Origin of the sequence: Moorena sp. SIO2C4 (assembly GCF_010672485.1) — a bacterium.
In the GTDB taxonomy this organism is placed as follows: Bacteria; Cyanobacteriota; Cyanobacteriia; order Cyanobacteriales; family Coleofasciculaceae; genus Moorena; species Moorena producens.
Map to the genome: position 1 here is coordinate 1 of NZ_JAAHGN010000018.1, position 18,811 is coordinate 18,811.

Sequence of the window (18,811 nt, forward strand, 5' to 3'; positions counted from 1 at the left end):
TGCGTGGGTGTAGGCTGACTTTGACAGGACTTACGCAAAACTGGGCAACAAACATGCTGATGGTGTAGGGTCCTGAGGGAGACCCTACAAGTAGAGTTGCTGCGTAAGTCCTGATTGAGCCATAATTTTAACTGGTTCAAATAACTGAACGAGATTTCTTAGTTTCCTGGGAATGCTTTGGAGCAATTTATTCTCAATAAACCTGTCAATAATCCCCAAAAGTTTTGAGGGGTTTTGAAAGACGAAAGTATGCTCCAAAAGGAGGTTAGCCTTATTCTTACCCCAAACCCGATCTTTTCCACACCCCATACCCAGTCTAAATCGACAAGCTTGGTGCGTAACTCAACAGCCAGGAAAGTCAGTGTTCCCCTGCTTCAATCGCTGCAGCAAGCTGTTGCAAGGTTTGTGTGACTTGCTCAAGCTGTTTTAGAGACTCATTTTGAGTTTCTGCCAAGGTTTGCACCGCATCACTTAGAGCAAAAAGCTGGTAGCCTTGTTGTTGGACTTGCTGTCCTTGGTTTTGCACTTGAATCACAAAGTTATCGACCCGGTCAGCCAGACGGTCTATAGTTTCGGTAGTGGCAAGCACTGCCTCTCCGATTTGTCCAACAATTAATTCCAAACGACTGATGCGGTTTTCCACCGTCAGCGACTCTTGTATGGTAGGGGTCGTGTTGTATGAAGTGTTTCCCATTTGAGCTGGTTTATCCACCGGCAACGTTTTCAATCAAACATCAATATTGGCCATCAATATCGGCCATCAATATCGGCGCGAGGCAAACAGGCATGGAGTATGAAGTCTTGCCTAGTCTGCTATTAAATGGGGTCAGATCCAAATATCCCCTGTTAATTCGCCAAGGGTATTCTATGATTATTGGTTGAAATAGCAAAATTTCAACCCCTTTGACAGAAAACGTTTCCTAGTTTGATCCCACTCACACCAATTTCAAAGTGACCCTTTGCAGCCAATGGCAAGTATAATGCCGGTGTTAAGGCAATTCAGACTGGGGTGATTTACCTGTTGAGATATTCCTCAAACTGAGCATGTCGCCACGATTTGAGGGATTTATGCCTATCAAATTACCACAGTTGATCAATTAGCCGAATACGACTAGCCGGATAGGAGGTTGAGTTGTCGGATCAAACTTCCACAACAAACAGCTAACGGTCAAAAACTTACAAGGTATTCACTATGCAACTACTATTTCTAGTCCTGCTATGGGTAGTGCTTGGATTTTTGCTCGCCAAGCTGCTGCTCGAAATCATCCCTAAACAGTATTTCACCTGGCTTGGGGGTTTTTTGGTTTTTGCCATTATTGTCCTGCTGTTTTTCACCCCAACCAATGCCCTGGTTTCACCGATATGGACAATTTTCTCACTTCCCTTTCAACCATTGGGCTTAGCACTTCTGCTTTGGTTCCTAGGAGCAATGCGAATTAAAGGTGACAATATCTCTAACCCAGGACCTACCTTGATTTGGACGGGATTTTTTGTCTTGCTTGTCGCCAGCACCCCTTTTCTATCTAATCGGCTGGCTCAACTTCTCGGGCCTGGAGTCGTTCAAAACCAACCTGCGGTTCAAATGGCCAAAACAATCGGGTGGCAGGAGGAAACCCTCACTGCTTTTGTTCCCGATGGGGAATCAATTCAGCTTACTACTAATGCTAGTCCTTTCCCTAGGGACGCTGTGTTGGCTCAACTTGTTCCACCCAATCAAGCCCTTGGCATCCAAGCTTTTATCCCTTCTATCGGAGCCCTTGACCAGACTACCAGGGTAATTAACACCTTCTTTAGCAATATTTACTTCCAACTACGAGGAAGACCAGTTACCAGTACAGAAGTTGAATCGCCGACCGCAAGAGATGTTTCTTGAAATATAGACATTATGTTAACTACCCACATGAACCCAATCGGGTATAGTGTGGGTTTCTGGTTTCATCGGAAGTAAACCGATACCACCCTCGGCTCCCACCTTCAGTAAGGGTCGGTAATTTATGATTTGCGGTTCCCTTGAGGCTAAGTACTCCCCGATTTTTGGTGAAAGGTTAAGCCTAAAGGAAGGGAATTGTTTAAGATTGTAACCAGGATGGGAATTGTATAGTATTGTAACATGCTGAATTCCCGTCTAAAAAAACTGCTGCTTTACCTGCGCCCATACTGGCGACAGTCAGCCCTAGGTATTTTTGCCCTCCTTATTGTCAATGGACTTGGTGTTTATATCCCCTTACTGATCAGGGATACTATTGACGAGTTGAGTCAAACCTTGAGCTTCGACCAAGTCTGGAGCTTTGTGCTGCTTATTTTGATACTCACCTCATTGATGTGGGGGATTCGGATGGCTTCGCGCATCCTATTGTTTGGAGTGGGGCGCAAAGTGGAATTTGACCTGAAGCAACGGATTTTTAAGCATTTGCTGACATTGGAACCAGCCTATTTTTCTCAGAACACGATCGGTGATTTGATTAACCGAGCCACCAGTGATGTGGATAATATTCGGCGTCTATTGGGGTTTGCAGTTTTGAGTCTGGCAAATACGGTGTTTGCCTACTCTTTGACCGTGCCGGTTATGATTGGCATTGATCCGTGGTTGACGTTCTTAGCCTTGGCGGTTTATCCGTTGATGTTGATTATTGTCAAGCTATTTAGTGAGAAACTGCGCAGCCAACAACAAGAAGTCCAGGAGAAACTTTCTAACCTCAGTGAGCTGATTCAGGAAGATATGAGTGGTATCGCCATGATTAAAATATACGCTCAGGAAGAAAACGAGCGTCGTGCGTTCCATCAAATCAATCAGCAGCTTTTGGGAGCAAATCTCAATTTGGCAAGAACACGAAACTTTCTGTTTCCAATAATTGAGGCTCTTACTTACCTCAGCTTACTGGTGCTGTTAACTATTGGTCCTGGTTCCATTGAGTCCGGTGCTATCAGTATTGGTGACTTTGTGGCGCTGATTATCTACACTGAACGTTTAGTCTTCCCCACAGCACTGCTAGGGTTTACCATCACTGCTTATCAACGTGGTGAAGTGAGTATTGATCGTATTGAGTCGATTCTCTTGGCTCAGCCTCGGATTACCAATGCCCCAGATTCAGTTAGCTTGCCAACCCCAGTAAGAGGTCAGCTCAAGGCTGTCAACTTGAGTTACACTTACCCCAGCAGTCAAACTCCTGCCCTGAAAAATGTTAGCTTCACGATTAATGCAGGTGAGACAGTAGCGATTGTGGGAGCCATTGGTTCTGGAAAATCTACCCTGGCTAATGCCTTGCCTCGTTTGCTGGATATTCAAGCTAGTCAACTGTTTTTGGATGGATATGATACTACTAAGCTGCCCTTGCAGAACTTGCGGAATGCGATCGCATATGTTCCTCAAGACAGCTTCTTGTTCAGCACTAGCATTAAAAACAATATCTGCTACGGTATACCAATCAGCGAACACTCAGAGGTAGAATACGCGGCTTCGCAATCCCAAATTCACCCGGAAATTATGAATTTCCCCCAGCAGTACGAAACAATTGTTGGGGAAAGGGGAATAACCCTGTCTGGGGGGCAGCGACAACGTACTGCTTTAGCTAGAGCTCTGCTGATGGATGCACCAGTGCTGATTCTTGATGATGCACTTTCGAGTGTTGATAATCAGACAGCAACCCAAATTCTGGACAATCTCTCGGAAGGAGTCCAGCGCAAAACTGTAATTTTTATCTCCCATCAACTTTCAGCTGCTGCTAAAGCTGACCGGATTTTGGTAATGGACGCAGGGGAAATTGTCCAAACTGGTTCTCATGGTGAACTTCTACAACAACCTGGTATTTATCGCTTTCTTTGGGAGCAGCACCAATTAGAAGAAGTTTTGAAGTAGTTATTGAAGTAGTTAACATACCGTAAGCTATCAGCGTGTCGCGTATCAGCTTATGGGTTAGGTCACAGCGTCGAAGCCTGTGCCACGCTACTGTTCGCGCAGCGTGCGCGTAGCGCAATCGGTGCTTTTGAATAGAATAAGCTGACCGCTGACCACTGAATGCTTACAAAGTACCTAATAGCTAATAGCTTATCAACGGGACTGGCCGGATTCGAACCGGCGACCTAGCGCTTCAGATTGGTGTGAGTTTCCCCACTCTCTGGACTATACCTTCACCCTAGGTTAATACCTCTTAAGGTTAATACCCCTTAGGTGGTGGCCGTCTAGTCTCTCCACCTTCCTGCATTTAACCTCGACGATGACTCGCACACAGATTCAGGCTTGGCTCGGTATTGCCTTAGAGTACTGAATAAGCTAAATACCCCTTAGGTTTCACCGAATTTGACCACATTCACTCACGGAATTTCTTCCATGGTGCCCGATTTTTCAGGAGGCGCTTGCTCTATCCAGCTGAGCCACAGCCCCAATCGCCATATAACCGTATATTATCACAAAAGCTGTTGATTAAGCATCTATAGTGATACCCAATCAGCGTTTCACACCCCCGTTAACCCAACTGGTAACAGGGAATGGGTCATCGAACCCAATTTTTACGCAGTTTGTTGGTTGACGCTCTTGCCAAGAAAAGTGGGAACTATAGAACTAATCCCGATTAGCTCCCATATTGGGGAAGAGTATGTTCCGGTCATGGCTAATATTCACCTAATTAATAACTAATTAATAATTAATTAATAACTAAGATGACAGAAATTTATGGGAGCCCAAGAAAATTTGCTGGTAGTTATTGGACATAGATGATGAGCAAGCTAGGTAAGCTTCCCAAATCTAGTCACTATACTATCTGGTTAGGATTACTAACCTTTTTGATAGTGACTATGGTAGTTCCTGCTGTAGCCTATCCTGATCATTCGGTACTGGGGAGTAGAGCAAAGGTCGGTGGAAACCAGCAACTCGTTAGTGCTATTTCTAATCCCCAAACCTTTGTGCTAGAACCCACCAAGCATGGTTCAGAGTTGCTAGAGCAAGGCAGAACTCTCTATGAAGCCGGACGATTTGCTGAGGCGGCTGCTGTCTGGCAACAGGCAGCTGTTGGTTTTGAGCAACAAGGTGATGAAGTGGGACAAGCTTTGAGCTTGAGCTATCTCTCCTTAGCTGACCAACGATTGGGAAAATGGCAGCAAGCCCAGAGTGCTATTGACCAAAGTTTGAAGATTTTGCAGGGTATACAACTTAGGGAAAAAGGGTCGATTTTGGCTCAAGCGCTGACTATTCAGGGCAGTCTCAGAAATGCGATGGGACAAACGGAATCTGCTCTGGAAAGTTGGCAAAACTCAGAAGCTACGTATCAATCTCTAGGGGATGAGGTTGGCATCTTGGGTAGCCAGATTAACCAGGCTCAAGCCCTACAAACTATGGGCTTCTACAGGCGATCGCGAAAACTCTTAGAAGCTGTCAATGAAAAGCTCCAAGCTCAAGATGATTCCCTGCTTAAAGTCAAGGGATTGCGGAGTTTGGGAGTGGCTTTGCAAGTAGTGGGAGATGTACACGAATCCAGGGAAGTTTTAGAGCAAAGTTTGGAAATCGCCCAGAAGTTAGATTCTGCCACGGATACCAGTCACATTCTTTTCAGCTTGGGAAATACTTCCAGAAACTTACAAGAGCCGGAAACCGCCTTGAAGTATTACCAACAAGTGGTCACAAAAGCAACTAGCCCACAAATTCAAACTGAAGCACAACTCAACCAACTCAGCCTTTATATAGAACTAGACCAGCACAAGAAAGCGATCGCACTATTGCCTGCCATTGAATCTAATCTAGCTCAGCAGCCCCCCAGTCGAACCACAGTCTATGCTGCGGTCAACTTTGCTGAGAGCTTGTCAAAGTTGGCAGCTGCTTCAACTAGACAGTCACAAGGGGTGCCTATACCTATCCAAAAAGCCGCAAAAATTCTGGCACGAGCAGTGCAACAAGCCATGGAATTGGGGGATCCAACAGCTCAAGCTTATGCCATGACTCAGTTAGGTTCATTGTATGAACAAACCCAGCAGTGGTCCGAGGCTTTGAGGTTAACAGAGAATGCTCTACAGATTGCCCAAGGTAATCATGCCTCAGATATTGCCGCTCGTGCAGCTTGGCAACTGGGGAGGCTGCACAAACAGCAGGGGGATATCAACGAAGCGATCGCAGCTTACGATTCAGCGGTCAAAACTCTCCAGTCACTGCGCTCAGACTTAGTCGCTATCAATCGAGATGTCCAATTTTCTTTCACTGAAACTGTCGAACCGATCTATCGAGAGCTAGTTGAATTACTACTGCAACCTTCTGTCACCACCCCTGAGCCAGGAGGGGTATCCCAGGCAAAAGGCTCAGCAGAAATTAGTCAAGACCACCTGAAAAAGGCGATGCAAGTTATTGAATCGCTGCAATTAGCTGAATTAGAGAACTTTTTCCAGGAAGCCTGTTTAAAAGGTCAACCGAGGCAGATTGACCAAATTGACCAGAAAGCGGCAGTTATTTATCCTATTATTTTGCCAGAACGGTTAGAGGTGATTGTTTCTGTGCCAGGACAAGCCCTCCGTCACTACCAAACTTATATACCTCAAGANTGCCAATCTTTGCCCAGTGGATTCAAAACATCCACAACCTAGCGCCGGGAGGAACTGCTCCCAATGCTTTGGAAACCGTTAGCTATGCCTTTGGCGGAGGCGTTGTAGAAGTAGGGGGTAAAGTGGCAATGATGCCGATTGAGCTGGGTACTGCGGACTTTATGGTTCACCATATCCATGCCTTCACCATCCATGTCACTGTACTAATTCTGCTCAAAGGGGTACTGTTTGCCCGTTCGTCACGTCTGATCCCCGATAAATCTGAGCTAGGCTTCCGCTTCCCCTGCGATGGTCCAGGTCGTGGCGGTACCTGCCAGGTATCTGGTTGGGATCATGTGTTCCTAGGCTTGTTCTGGATGTATAACTGCATCTCTGTGGTTATTTTCCACTTCAGCTGGAAGATGCAATCTGATGTCTGGGGAACAGTATTCCCGGATGGGACTGTGTCTCACATTGCCAATGGCAACTTTGCCCAAAGTGCGATCACCATCAATGGCTGGTTACGGGACTTTTTGTGGGCACAAGCCTCAAATGTAATCACATCTTACGGCACAGCTCTGTCGGCATACGGCATAATGTTCCTAGCTGGTCACTTCGTCTTTGCCTTTAGCCTGATGTTCCTATTTAGTGGTCGTGGTTACTGGCAAGAACTGATCGAATCCATCGTTTGGGCTCATAATAAATTGAAAGTAGCCCCATCGATTCAGCCTCGTGCTCTGAGCATCACTCAGGGTCGGGCTGTAGGGGTAGCTCACTACCTCCTGGGAGGAATCGTCGTTACCTGGGCATTCTTCATAGCACGAATCCTGTCAGTGGGATAACTGCTTACCAGGAATCGATGCCAAACCTTGAGTGGGATACCATAACCTGTGTCTCGCCTGTCGATACAATAAGCAACCTGGAACTTCGGTTCCAGGGGGTTAATTAAGAAAAAACAATGAGCAGCATGATTGCATAAGTCTCATTGGTCAGCGAGGAGAATTTCCTTAAAGCATATGGCAACAAAATTTCCAAAATTTAGCCAGGACCTCGCTCAAGATCCGACAACACGTCGAATCTGGTACGGGATTGCCACAGCCCATGACTTTGAAAGCCATGATGGCATGACCGAGGAGAATCTATATCAAAAGATTTTTGCTTCTCACTTCGGCCATCTTGCAATCATTTTCTTGTGGACGTCTGGCACCCTGTTCCACGTCGCCTGGCAAGGTAACTTTGAAGAGTGGATTAAAGATCCTGAAACTGTTAAGCCCATCGCCCACGCGATTTGGGATCCCCAATTTGGCTCAGGGGCAATTGATGCCTTCACCCAAGCTGGTGCTTCTAGCCCCGTAAACATCGCCTACTCCGGTGTTTACCACTGGTTTTACACCATTGGCATGACAACCAATAACCAACTGCATGGTGGTGCCATGTTCTTGTTATTGTTGTCATCCCTGTTACTGTTTGCAGGTTGGTTGCACTTACAGCCTAAATTCCGCCCCAGCTTGAGCTGGTTCAAGAATGCAGAGTCTAGGCTGAATCACCACTTGGCAGGTTTGTTTGGTGTTAGCTCCTTAGCTTGGGCAGGTCACTTGATCCACGTGGCTATCCCCGCATCTCGCGGACAGCGGGTTGGTTGGGATAACTTCCTGAGTGTCAAACCCCATGCAGCTGGATTAGGACCTTTCTTTACCGGGAATTGGGGAGTCTATGCCCAGAACCCAGATACCGCTGGACACATCTTTGGTACCTCTGACGGTGCAGGGACAGCGATTCTGACCTTCTTGGGTGGCTTCCATCCCCAGACTGAGTCCTTGTGGCTGACCGATATGGCTCATCACCACTTGGCGATCGCAGTGATCTTCATCATTGCTGGTCATATGTACCGCACCAACTGGGGTATTGGCCACAGCATCAAGGAGATTCATAGTGCCCACAATCCCCCAGCAAGTACTCCCTTTGGGGGCATGTTAGGTGAGGGTCACAAGGGTCTATATGACACTATCAACAACTCTCTCCACTTCCAGTTAGGGTTAGCTCTGGCTTGTTTGGGTGTGGTCTGTTCCTTGGTAGCGCAACACATGTATGCGATGCCGCCCTATGCTTTCATAGCTAAGGATCATACCACGATGGCAGCACTGTATACTCACCATCAGTACATTGCTGGTTTCTTGATGGTTGGAGCCTTTGCTCATGGTGCTATCTTCTTTGTGCGGGATTATGACCCAGAGGCTAATAAGAATAATGTGTTAGCCCGGATGCTGGAACACAAAGAAGCTCTGATTTCTCACCTGAGCTGGGTAACTCTGTTCTTAGGTTTCCACACCTTAGGACTCTATGTCCACAACGACGTCGTGGTTGCTTTCGGCACCCCCGAGAAGCAAATCCTGGTTGAGCCAGTATTTGCTCAGTTCATCCAAGCGACTCACGGTAAACTGCTATACGGCTTTGACATCCTGCTGTCCAATCCCGATAGCATAGCTTCTGGCACTGGTGCAGTTTACCTACCTGGCTGGCTCGATGCCATCAACAGCGGAACTAACTCCCTGTTCCTGACCATTGGTCCTGGCGATTTCTTGGTACACCATGCGATCGCTCTAGGTCTGCACACCACCACCCTGATTCTAGTCAAGGGTGCCCTGGATGCCCGTGGTTCCAAGCTAATGCCCGATAAGAAGGACTTCGGTTACGCCTTCCCTTGTGATGGTCCTGGTCGTGGCGGTACTTGCGACATCTCTGCTTGGGATGCCTTCTACCTCGCCATGTTCTGGATGCTCAACACCTTAGGCTGGTTGACCTTCTATTGGCACTGGAAGCATCTGTGCGTCTGGCAAGGTAACGTGGCTCAGTTCAATGAGAACTCTACTTATCTCATGGGCTGGTTCCGGGATTACCTGTGGGCTAACTCTGCTCCGTTGATCAATGGTTACAGCCCGTTTGGAACGAACAACCTGTCGGTCTGGGCTTGGATGTTCCTGTTGGCACACCTAGTTTGGGCAACTGGTTTCATGTTCCTGATCTCGTGGCGTGGTTACTGGCAAGAGCTAATCGAAACTTTGGTCTGGGCACACGAGCGTACTCCTCTGGCTAACTTGGTTAGCTGGAAGGATAAGCCTGTTGCGCTGTCCATCGTTCAAGCTCGTCTGGTTGGTTTAACCCACTTCACGGTTGGTTATATACTTACCTACGCGGCATTCTTGATTGCCTCGACAGCTGGTGCATTTGGCTAATGGTTGCTGAAACTAGCTTTTTAGGTATTTGAATTGTAGGTAATTAATTGAAATCTCCTGCCTTCCGGTGGGGGATTTTTTATTATTTCCTCAGTTTTAGATCTACTGAATAGAATTGCATGGCTTGGCAGCATCAAAAATATAGCGCTATATAAAAAATGATGATCAGCGAAAATAATTTTGACAAAAACTATAAAATGTGGTAAAGAAAAGACAACTAGTGAATCATTTAAATGAACAACTATATCGCTCTGTTACTGATTGCCCCACAATCAGGTAACTCTGCTCTACTTCAATCCTGCCATGCAATCTCGACAGTAGTACTAAGTACTGAGGGGGTCAGGTCGTCAGGGGATCGCTGCTACTGTTTATAAATCACAAAGGTGCGCTTGACCTTGGCGAATTAAATTCGCCACGGGTCGCACCTAAAGAATTCGCAGATATATAAATAAGTACAGGACTTATCCATCCAGAAGTGTAAAACGTCCGTAATTCTGTGATCCGTAGTTCCGAGATCCGAACTTTTATGACAGACCTCAAGCCAAATGATTTACTTGATCGGCGTTATCGAGTAATTGATACCCTAGCCCAGGGTGGATTTGGAAAAACTTACATTGCCGAAGATACTCGCCGACCCACTAATCCCCAGTGCGTTATCAAACAACTGAAGCCACCTAGCAACCATCCCAAATCCTTGGAAAATGCCAGACGTTTGTTCCGAACTGAAGCCGAAACTCTAGAGAGACTGGGGAAGCATGACCAAATTCCAATGCTTTTAGCTTACTTCGAGGAAGATGAAGAGTTTTACCTGGTTCAAGAGTTTATTGAAGGAAACACCCTCAGCAGTGAAATCAAACCTGGTCAAAGCTGGTCTGAAAGCCAAGTTCGTCAAAGGCTTCAGGAAGTCTTGAGAGCTCTCAGCTTTATCCACCAAAATCGAGTTATCCATCGTGATATCAAGCCCGATAATATTATCCGACGACATCAGGACAATAAGCTGGTTTTAGTTGACTTCGGCACAGTCAAGCAAATTCGCGGACCGAACAATCAGGTCAGTGGCACAATTGCCGTTGGAACCCCTGGTTATATGTCCACAGAACAAGGCAGAGGTAATCCTCGTGCCAACAGTGATATTTATGGTCTTGGCATGATTGCTATCCAGGCAGTAACTGGCTTAACGATTAATCAAATTCAAGAAGACCCTAATACTGGAGAAGTGATTTGGGAACCTTGGGCAAAGATCAGCGATGACTTAAAGAGGATTCTATCTAAGATGGTGCGCTACCATTTTAGGGAACGTTACCAGTCTGCCACAGAGGTTATACAGGCTCTGGAGTCATACCCACAAGTCTCAGTACCACAACACAAATCAGTACAACAGCCGACAATAATACAATCGACACAAATTCCGCAACAGAACTCTCCAATCCCCTCAACAGGGATTCCATCGATACCACAGTCTGGGCAACCTCAACCCACAGAGATTTCATTACCACCATCTCAACTTTCCCCAGCACCAGCCTCATCGCCGCAACCGTTTGGTGGGTCTCAGTCTTCCGGAGTTGGCTCTCAAAACCCTCGTCGGTTATTGCTTCCCATCGCTGTTGCCACTACTGTTATTGGCATCCTTATCTATTTAATCTGCTTATTTTTATTTAATAACACTCCCAAGACTACGGAGTCACCCAACCCATCACCTCTTGCTACGAATGCTCAAATTACTCCAACTTCAACACCTGATCAGAGTAATATTCAAGCTCGAATTAGCCTTGGGGAAAAGTCCCTAGTTAAAACAGAAGAGGTAGGCACTCCAAATCTGCAATTCCAAGCTGCAAAACAAAAGGGTATGGCAGCCATGGCTGCTGGGGATTATGACAAAGCCGTGAGTGACTTTGAAGCAGCAATTCGGAAATACCCCAACGCTCCTGAAACTCTAATTTATCTAAATAATGCTCGCATTGGTAATCAGAAATCCTATACTATTGCTGTAGCTGGACCGATTGCTACTGACCCCGATGGCACATTAGCAATTTTGCGTGGCGTTGCTCAAGCTCAAGATGAAATCAATAAAACTGGGGGAATTAATGGCGTACCCCTCAAAGTAGTCATTACGAGTGATGATCAAAATCCCGATACTGCTAAAAAAATTGCGTCAGCATTGGTCAACAATCCGGAAATATTAGCTGTAATTGGTCATTCCGCTAGTAGTGTAACCTTAGCTGCAGGAGAAGTATATAATTCCGGGAAACTAGCAGCTATCTCTCCCGTTAGTACTTCAGTAAAGTTGTCAAACTTTAGCCCTTATGTGTTTCGCTCAGTGCCAAATGATGCTTTTTCAGCCAGAGCCTTAGCTAACTACATGAACACCCAGTTGAAAAAGCAGAATGCAGCAGTTTTCTATAATTATAAGAGTGACTACAGCAAGTCTATCAAAACTGAATTTGTCACAGCCGTTTCCCTAGGAGGAGGACAAGTTGTTGATGAGGTTGACATCTCCAATCCAGATTTTAATCCTGCTATACCTGTAGAACAAGCGATTCAGCGGGGAGCACAGGTGCTATTTTTAGCTCCTAACTCAGCAGTTCTAGATCAAGCTTTGGAGGTTGTTAAGGTCAATGGTAAACGTCTAAGTCTGTTGGGAGGAGATGTAATGTATTCTCCCAAGACCTTAGAGAAAGGTGCAGAAAATGCTGTTGAAATGGTGGTAGCTGTTTTTTGGGATATTGATAGCAACCCTCAGTCAGACTTTGTCCGTAAATCCAAAGCCCTTTGGAATGCCGAGGTTAACTGGCGCACAGCCATGGCTTACGATGGAACCCAAGCTTTGATAGAAGCCCTCAAACGTAATCCCACTCGTGCTGGTGTTCAACAAGCCCTCTCAGCCTCAGACTTTGTAGCACCTGGAGTATCTGGTTCAATTCGGTTTTTGCGTTCAGGCGATCGCAATGGCTCAGTCCAACTGGTAAAAATTCTCCCGAATCAGAACACTTCCAGCGGTTACGATTTTCTTCCCATACCCTCTAATTAGTTTTAGGAGTTTTAGTTAGCTAATAGCTTACTATAATTGTGTAATAATTAACTAATAATTATCTAAATTTACCCTCAAGGTTCACGGGGGGTTAGGGGTTATCTATGTAGATAATTACAAAGGTGACATGCTCCCGATGCCGCCTTATTGCCACATAACCAGTCAATTGCTGTTGCTTGATAGAATCTGTTGACGTCTACAATCATTTTCTTCAACAGTTAAAACATCAATGCCTCCCCTAGGCAAGCCAGTGGTAATAGCACAGGATTCAATAAAATAAAAAGCCGGAATGAAACAAAATCAAGCCATTATTCAAGTAAAAGGATTACGACAGTATTACGATAAATTTGCTGCTGTCAATGGCATTGACTTTGAGGTGTATCCTGGGGAGATTTTTGGATTGATAGGCACCAACGGTGCTGGTAAAACATCCACAATAAAAGCGTTAGCTGGGGTACAAAAAGTAACGTCGGGAATGATTCGGGTCATGGGACAACCACCAGCAATGGTAAGGTCATCCCTAGGATACTTAACACAACAGTTTTCACTGTATTCCGATTTGAGTGTGGAGGAAAACCTCCGTTACTACGCTAAAATGCGTCGTCTACCCGAGCAAATCTTTCAATCTCGCCGAAAGCAGTATCTCCAATGGTTAGCCCTTAAGCCTTTTGCTGATAGATTAGCAGGACATTTATCAGGGGGAATGAAGCAAAAGCTGGCTCTATGCTGTGCATTGATTACCCAGCCCCAAATTCTACTGTTAGATGAGGTCTCTACTGGTATTGATGCTGTCTTCCGCCGTGAGATTTGGAGCTTTTTAGCAAAAATTGCTCAGCAGGGAACTACTATTGTGGTGGCAACCCATTATCTAGATGAGGCAGAACGGTGCGATCGCGTTGCCTTAATCCACAACGGCACCATTCAACAAATTGGACCTCCAGAAGATTTGCGTGCCAGTATGGAATTATCTTGTTTTGAGGTGGTGCCTGAGGATCCAATGTTGGCATCGGGGCCAATTTTTGCCGCAACTGAACAGGCTTTGCAAAATGCGATCGCAAATAACCATACTCCAGTTGTAGATCTCAAACCCCTGGGGGATCGCATGATAGTTTTTGTCAGCAAACAGGCTATCTCTGCAGAGGAGGCCATACAACAAATATTACATCTTCACCAACTACCCTCAGCTCGGATACAGCCTGCCAATCCTACCCTGGAGCATGTCATGGCCAATCATTTGCAGCGATCCTCAGGGGTAAAGGCAAGTCTTCCAGGGTTGTTATCTACAGTGTCCCAGAGATCTTCACCACCCCATAACTCAGCTTCTAATGTTAATTGGATAGTGAAGGTAGATCAGGTCAGCAAGGTTTATGGTACTTTTCAGGCCGTGCGATCGCTAAGCTTTACTATTAGTCGAGGTGAAATTTTGGGACTGCTCGGGGCCAATGGTGCTGGCAAAACGACACTCATGAAGCTCCTATGTGGTCTGCTGCGCCCCAGTAGCGGAAAAATTTGCTACACATCTGAGCATTTGCCACCCCATTCACCCTCAGTAAAACAAAGAATTGGCTACATGAGTCAGAAATTGACGTTGTATCCAGACTTAACCATCCTAGAAAATTTGTCTTTTTTTGGTCGAGCTTATGGAGTTCCTCGTCAGCAACGTAATGCTCGCATCGATTGGATACTTCAGACTTTTGGCTTAACCCAGTCCGCTAATCAACGACTTAGAAATCTATCTGGGGGGAATAAACAGCGAGTAGCTTTCGGTGGTGTTAAGAGGGTACGACGATAGGCATCTGCCGCTTTTTTAATTCCTTCTGCTTGAGTTGGATAGGGATGAATTACGCTGGAAAGCTTACTCAAACCAATCTTATGGACAATTGCTGTAGTCACCTCAGAAATCATTTCCCCTGCATGAGTTGCTACAATAGTTGCTCCCAGGATTTGATCTGACCCCTTCTTGTGGTGAATTTTTACAAATCCCTCTTCTTCGCCATCTGCGATCGCTCGGTCTACAGTACTAAAGGGAATTTTAATAGTATTAACATTAAACCCTTTGGCTTGAGCTTCATGTTCATACATCCCCACATGGGCAATTTCTGGATCAGTATAGGTTGCCCAAGGCATCACCAAGTTACTCAGCTTATATTTACCGAAGCCAAAGGGAGAAAATAGAGTATTCTTAATCACAATCCGTGCTGCTGAATCCGCTGCATGGGTAAACTTCCAGTCCATGCAAATATCACCAGCAGCATAAATTTTGGGATTGGTAGTTTCAAGGTAATCATTCACCTTAACTCCTTTACGCTGGTCATACTCTACCCCGACCAGTTCCAAATTTAACCCTTCTACATTGGGCGCACGTCCAGCACCAATCAAAATTTCATCTACTGTGACCGACTCTTCCAAACCAGTGCAGCTATTGAAGTGTAAGGTTTTACCTGCCTCTGTCTTCTCGACCCGGTTCAATTGGGCACCCAGGACTAAACGGATACCTTCTTTTAAAAAGACTTTTTGAACAATATCGGCGGCGTCAGCATCTTCTTTATTTAAAATGTGAGAACCGCGATGGAACAGCACTACTTCACAACCTAAACGGCGGAAAGACTGAGCTAATTCACACCCAATTGGACCGCCACCAATAACAGCTAGTCGATTGGGACGTTCTGTCAGAGAAAATACCGTTTCATTGGTGAGATACCCCGCCTCTTCCATGCCCTCAACTCGGGGTCGCACTGCTCTTGCTCCTGTAGCAATTACCGCTTTCTTAAACTTGAGGGTAGTATCGTTTACTTCAATGGTATCCTCACCGGTAAACCGACCATTGCCTAAAAATATATCAATACCATAGGTATCTTTAAAGCGTTGAGCAGAATCGTGATGGCTAATCCCTGCCCGTAGCCGACGCATCCGTTCCATCACTGCGGGGAAGTCTACTTCAATATTATCTGGAACTTTAACCCCAAAGGCTCCGGCATTGCGCATCTCAGCCACTACCCGAGATGACCGAATCAAACACTTGGAGGGGACACAACCTACATTTAAACAATCCCCACCCATCAAATGCCGTTCAATCAACGCCACCTTCAAACCAACACCGATACCTGCTGCACCTGCTGCTGTAACTAATCCAGCTGTACCAGCACCAATAACTACTAAGTCATAACAATCAACAGGTTTCGGATTAACCCAATCCCCTGGATGAACGTAGTTAACCAACCTCTGGTTATACTCATCCATGGGTGGGACAGTAACTCTTTGGTATTGAGAACTTGACATTTATAATAACTCCTTTGATAGTTCAAAATTAGATTATTTTTTTAGGGATTAGGGAGTAGGGAGTCGGGAGTCGGGAATCGGGAGTCGGGAATCGGGAGTCGGGAGTCGGAAATCGGGAATCGGGAATCGGGAATCGGGAACAAAAATTATTACAATTCCTAAACGGATCCCTATAACCTATAACCTTTAACTTTAACCTGCTAACCTTAAACTTCCTAACCTTAAACCTTGGCCAAAAGGCCACGCTACGCGAACAACCTTCAACCTTGGCCAAAAGGCCACGCTACGCGAACAACCTTCAACTTCCTAACCTATAACCTTCAACCTTGGCCAAAAGGCCACGCTACGCGAACAACCTTCAACCTCCTAACCTTAAACCTGCTAACCTTCAACTTGTTAACCTTCTAAACTGTTTCCTTAGAAACTCTTTTGTCTAAAGCCTTCTTAGCCAGATTAGTAATAAAAAGTGTTATTGCCACAGTGGCGATAAAACCAATAATCCGAATTGCCCACTGGACAGTGGGATTGGTGGGTGCGTCACCACTACCAAGAGTGGCCAGGTCTCCAGCCAGAGAACCGATGTAAACGTACATTAATGTTCCTGGAATCATGCCAAAGGAGCCTAAGACGTAGTCTTTCAGCGAAACCCCAGTTAGACCATAGGCATAGTTTAAGAGATTGAAGGGAAATACCGGAGATAGTCGAGTCAAGAACACAATTTTCAATCCTTCCTGACCTACTGCTTCATCAATGGCACTAAATTTATCATTTCCAGCAATTTTTTGAGCAATCCAGTCCCTAGCTAGATAACGTCCAACCAGAAAAGCAGCCGTGGCTCCGATAGTGGCTCCGATGAACACATAGATTGAGCCTAAGAAAACACCAAATACTACCCCAGCCCCTAGGGTTAGGATAGACCCAGGCAAAAATGCTACGGCAGCAATGATATAGATTGCGATAAATGCGATCGCTCCGATGGGTCCGAGACTATCAATCCACTGCAAAGCATTGCGCAATATTTCTTGGGGATTGAATCCTCCACTACTAGCGGATTCCTGTGCGAAACTCGGCTCAGCATGTACCACCAGTACCATCACCATTGCCAGTAATGTTAATGAAACTAACTTTAAACCCTTCATGACGTTTCGGGGACGAGATTGACTGCTTCTTCTTGTACTTATCATGAGTTGGGAGCGTTGCACTTGAACTTGAGACATAGTAATCAAATTATCTACAGATATGGTTATCTTAAATAGCTTGTTGGGTAATGAAATTAACAAAAGTTTATAAGTTTACAGGTAAGCTATCAGCTATCAGCTATCAGCTATCAGCTTATGCGCACGCTAAGCGCACAGCTTTTGAATAAAACAAGTAAGCATTGGTTTAATCTCTGTTACCTCAGTTTACGGCTGTTCGTTTAGGGTGACCTAAAAGCTGACGGCTAACGGCTGACGGCTGACGGCTGAAGGCAGTTAAGCATTTAGCCTTCAGCCTAGGGCGATCAGCTTTCTAGAGAGTGGCCAACAAACAATTGCAGTATCAATTGCTTGTTGATGATCATCATACAATAGTTTTTGGGAGCTAAAGCTAGTGAAACTAATTTAAATTTAATAAGAATACTTTTGCTTAATTTTAAGGCTAAATTTAGGTGATACTCAGCAAAAAATCAGGTTTATTTATATAGCTAATATTAACTATTAAAATCAGACGACAGATTAATTTTGTAACAAGGTAACAGCAGCTCTGATCACAGATTTTTTTTAGTTATAGCAAACAATTAACTAGTTCATCTAAATTAGAGCTGGATTTAAAGTTACATAGGGGGCGTTATACGTTAAAATTAATCAAGGATATTAGGTAACTATTGATTAACACTGCATCGACAGCTGGACTGACTTGCACAGAAGAAGCAGATAGAGGATCTTGGACTGGTTATGCTCGAAGTCTTGATTAGGAGCCAGAAGTCAGCAAAAAGCCGTTGAGGTAAAGGACTGACGCCAAACTAGAGACGAAACTCTATCAGTAGTAGGGTGGGTTAATCACACACTCTACAGGTAGATCTACTGGGTAAGTCTTGGGAAACTTGATACTCTCTTGTGACACATGAAACTTAAGTACAATAGAGCTATCCTCAAAGTCTTCTGGGTTCATAGTTTATTAATTAGTTATATATAAATAACTAAAAGTGATTGAGCGATCGCGTTTTAAGGTAGAGCGCAGCGCAGGCAAACAGGCAATCCTATTACATACTCATAAGAGTCAGGACTTCCCCAGCAACCCTACCTGTAGCGGTTTTTATTAATGCATCCTACTATTTATAGGATTTGTTGACCAGTTTTGCCTAAGTCCTGTACTTGTGACTACCTTTCTTTAGCAGGATTGGGACAGAAGGATACTAAGGGGTTGAGCAAAATAACTATTTGTTATTTTTATTGATTTTTTGCTCGATTGCCAAAACTAAAAAAAGACTGGTATACTTTCCGTAAAAGCTTGATAAAAAAACATTCAGCTCACAACCATGAATATTAAATCTGCTCAAGAAGACCATATTAATTGGATCAAAGATCGGCTAAAACAAACCCAGCAAGAACTTGCTGAAGCGGAAGCAAACCTTCTTAAATTAAATAATTTAGTCGAGCAAAAGCGGGCAAATGTTGCCTATTTTAAGGATAAGCTTGAAGCAGAACTATCCAGCAATGATATTGATATGGTAGCGGACATAGCGATAGCCTTGCAGGAAAAAAATGAGGTCAATAGCAATCATTTGTCA

General features: G+C 45.0%; 12 protein-coding genes and 1 pseudogene. 9 read left to right on the plus strand and 4 right to left on the minus strand.

Annotated elements, in window-relative coordinates:
- Window positions 1-358: 358 nt before the first annotated feature.
- Window positions 359-694: a hypothetical protein gene (locus F6K20_RS02245; RefSeq protein WP_044491879.1), complete on the minus strand. Its 336-nt coding sequence runs from the start codon at window positions 692-694 to the stop codon at window positions 359-361.
- 498 nt (window positions 695-1,192) lie between these two features.
- On the opposite strand from F6K20_RS02245, the gene F6K20_RS02250 reads away from it, so the two are divergent.
- From F6K20_RS02250 to F6K20_RS02280, 7 genes and pseudogenes are all read left to right on the plus strand, one after another.
- Window positions 1,193-1,873: a hypothetical protein gene (locus tag F6K20_RS02250; RefSeq protein WP_008177911.1), complete on the plus strand. Its 681-nt coding sequence runs from the start codon at window positions 1,193-1,195 to the stop codon at window positions 1,871-1,873.
- Window positions 1,874-2,110: 237 nt separating this feature from the next.
- Complete coding sequence (locus F6K20_RS02255) at window positions 2,111-3,856, plus strand: ABC transporter ATP-binding protein (RefSeq protein ID WP_008177909.1); 1,746 nt, start codon at window positions 2,111-2,113, stop codon at window positions 3,854-3,856.
- 1,472 nt (window positions 3,857-5,328) lie between these two features.
- Window positions 5,329-6,564, plus strand: a complete 1,236-nt coding sequence (locus tag F6K20_RS02260; RefSeq protein ID WP_287293548.1) for a tetratricopeptide repeat protein — start codon at window positions 5,329-5,331, stop codon at window positions 6,562-6,564.
- A pseudogene (locus F6K20_RS02265) lies at window positions 6,525-7,343 on the plus strand (photosystem I psaA/psaB family protein); the annotation flags it as partial. The gene F6K20_RS02260 and the pseudogene F6K20_RS02265, both read left to right, overlap by 40 nt.
- A 174-nt stretch (window positions 7,344-7,517) precedes the next feature.
- Window positions 7,518-9,734 carry a photosystem I core protein PsaB gene (gene psaB / locus F6K20_RS02270; RefSeq protein ID WP_287293535.1) on the plus strand — a complete coding sequence of 739 codons (2,217 nt, stop codon included), beginning with the start codon at window positions 7,518-7,520 and terminating at the stop codon, window positions 9,732-9,734.
- Between the two features lie 526 nt (window positions 9,735-10,260).
- Window positions 10,261-12,762: a protein kinase domain-containing protein gene (locus F6K20_RS02275; RefSeq protein ID WP_287293538.1), complete on the plus strand. Its 2,502-nt coding sequence runs from the start codon at window positions 10,261-10,263 to the stop codon at window positions 12,760-12,762.
- A gap of 289 nt (window positions 12,763-13,051) precedes the next feature.
- Window positions 13,052-14,554, plus strand: a complete 1,503-nt coding sequence (locus F6K20_RS02280) for an ABC transporter ATP-binding protein (protein WP_287293541.1) — start codon at window positions 13,052-13,054, stop codon at window positions 14,552-14,554.
- Here F6K20_RS02280 and F6K20_RS02285 read toward each other — a convergent pair.
- Window positions 14,479-16,041, minus strand: coding sequence for a mercuric reductase (locus tag F6K20_RS02285; RefSeq protein WP_287293543.1), 1,563 nt, complete (start codon window positions 16,039-16,041; stop codon window positions 14,479-14,481). The genes F6K20_RS02280 and F6K20_RS02285 overlap by 76 nt on opposite strands.
- A gap of 228 nt (window positions 16,042-16,269) precedes the next feature.
- On the opposite strand from F6K20_RS02285, the gene F6K20_RS02290 reads away from it, so the two are divergent.
- Window positions 16,270-16,449, plus strand: coding sequence for a hypothetical protein (locus tag F6K20_RS02290; RefSeq protein WP_131827262.1), 180 nt, complete (start codon window positions 16,270-16,272; stop codon window positions 16,447-16,449).
- Here F6K20_RS02290 and F6K20_RS02295 read toward each other — a convergent pair.
- Together F6K20_RS02295 and F6K20_RS02300 are read right to left on the minus strand one after the other, a co-directional pair.
- A complete protein-coding gene (locus F6K20_RS02295; protein WP_008186908.1) occupies window positions 16,446-17,180 on the minus strand; it encodes a TVP38/TMEM64 family protein in 735 nt (244 codons plus the stop codon). The genes F6K20_RS02290 and F6K20_RS02295 overlap by 4 nt on opposite strands.
- Window positions 17,181-18,060: 880 nt before the next feature.
- Window positions 18,061-18,192 carry a hypothetical protein gene (locus tag F6K20_RS02300; protein ID WP_008186906.1) on the minus strand — a complete coding sequence of 44 codons (132 nt, stop codon included), beginning with the start codon at window positions 18,190-18,192 and terminating at the stop codon, window positions 18,061-18,063.
- Between the two features lie 367 nt (window positions 18,193-18,559).
- On the opposite strand from F6K20_RS02300, the gene F6K20_RS02305 reads away from it, so the two are divergent.
- On the plus strand, window positions 18,560-18,811 hold a 252-nt coding region (locus F6K20_RS02305; RefSeq protein ID WP_287293546.1), incomplete at its 3' end, for a hypothetical protein.

Coding starts and splice junctions, on each gene's coding strand:
- F6K20_RS02245 (WP_044491879.1), bottom strand. CDS start 694: ATGGGAAACACTTCATACAACACGACCCCTACCATACAAGAGTCGCTG.
- F6K20_RS02250 (WP_008177911.1), top strand. CDS start 1,193: ATGCAACTACTATTTCTAGTCCTGCTATGGGTAGTGCTTGGATTTTTG.
- F6K20_RS02255 (WP_008177909.1), top strand. CDS start 2,111: ATGCTGAATTCCCGTCTAAAAAAACTGCTGCTTTACCTGCGCCCATAC.
- psaB (WP_287293535.1), top strand. CDS start 7,518: ATGGCAACAAAATTTCCAAAATTTAGCCAGGACCTCGCTCAAGATCCG.
- F6K20_RS02275 (WP_287293538.1), top strand. CDS start 10,261: ATGACAGACCTCAAGCCAAATGATTTACTTGATCGGCGTTATCGAGTA.
- F6K20_RS02280 (WP_287293541.1), top strand. CDS start 13,052: ATGAAACAAAATCAAGCCATTATTCAAGTAAAAGGATTACGACAGTAT.
- F6K20_RS02285 (WP_287293543.1), bottom strand. CDS start 16,041: ATGTCAAGTTCTCAATACCAAAGAGTTACTGTCCCACCCATGGATGAG.
- F6K20_RS02295 (WP_008186908.1), bottom strand. CDS start 17,180: ATGAAGGGTTTAAAGTTAGTTTCATTAACATTACTGGCAATGGTGATG.
- F6K20_RS02300 (WP_008186906.1), bottom strand. CDS start 18,192: ATGAACCCAGAAGACTTTGAGGATAGCTCTATTGTACTTAAGTTTCAT.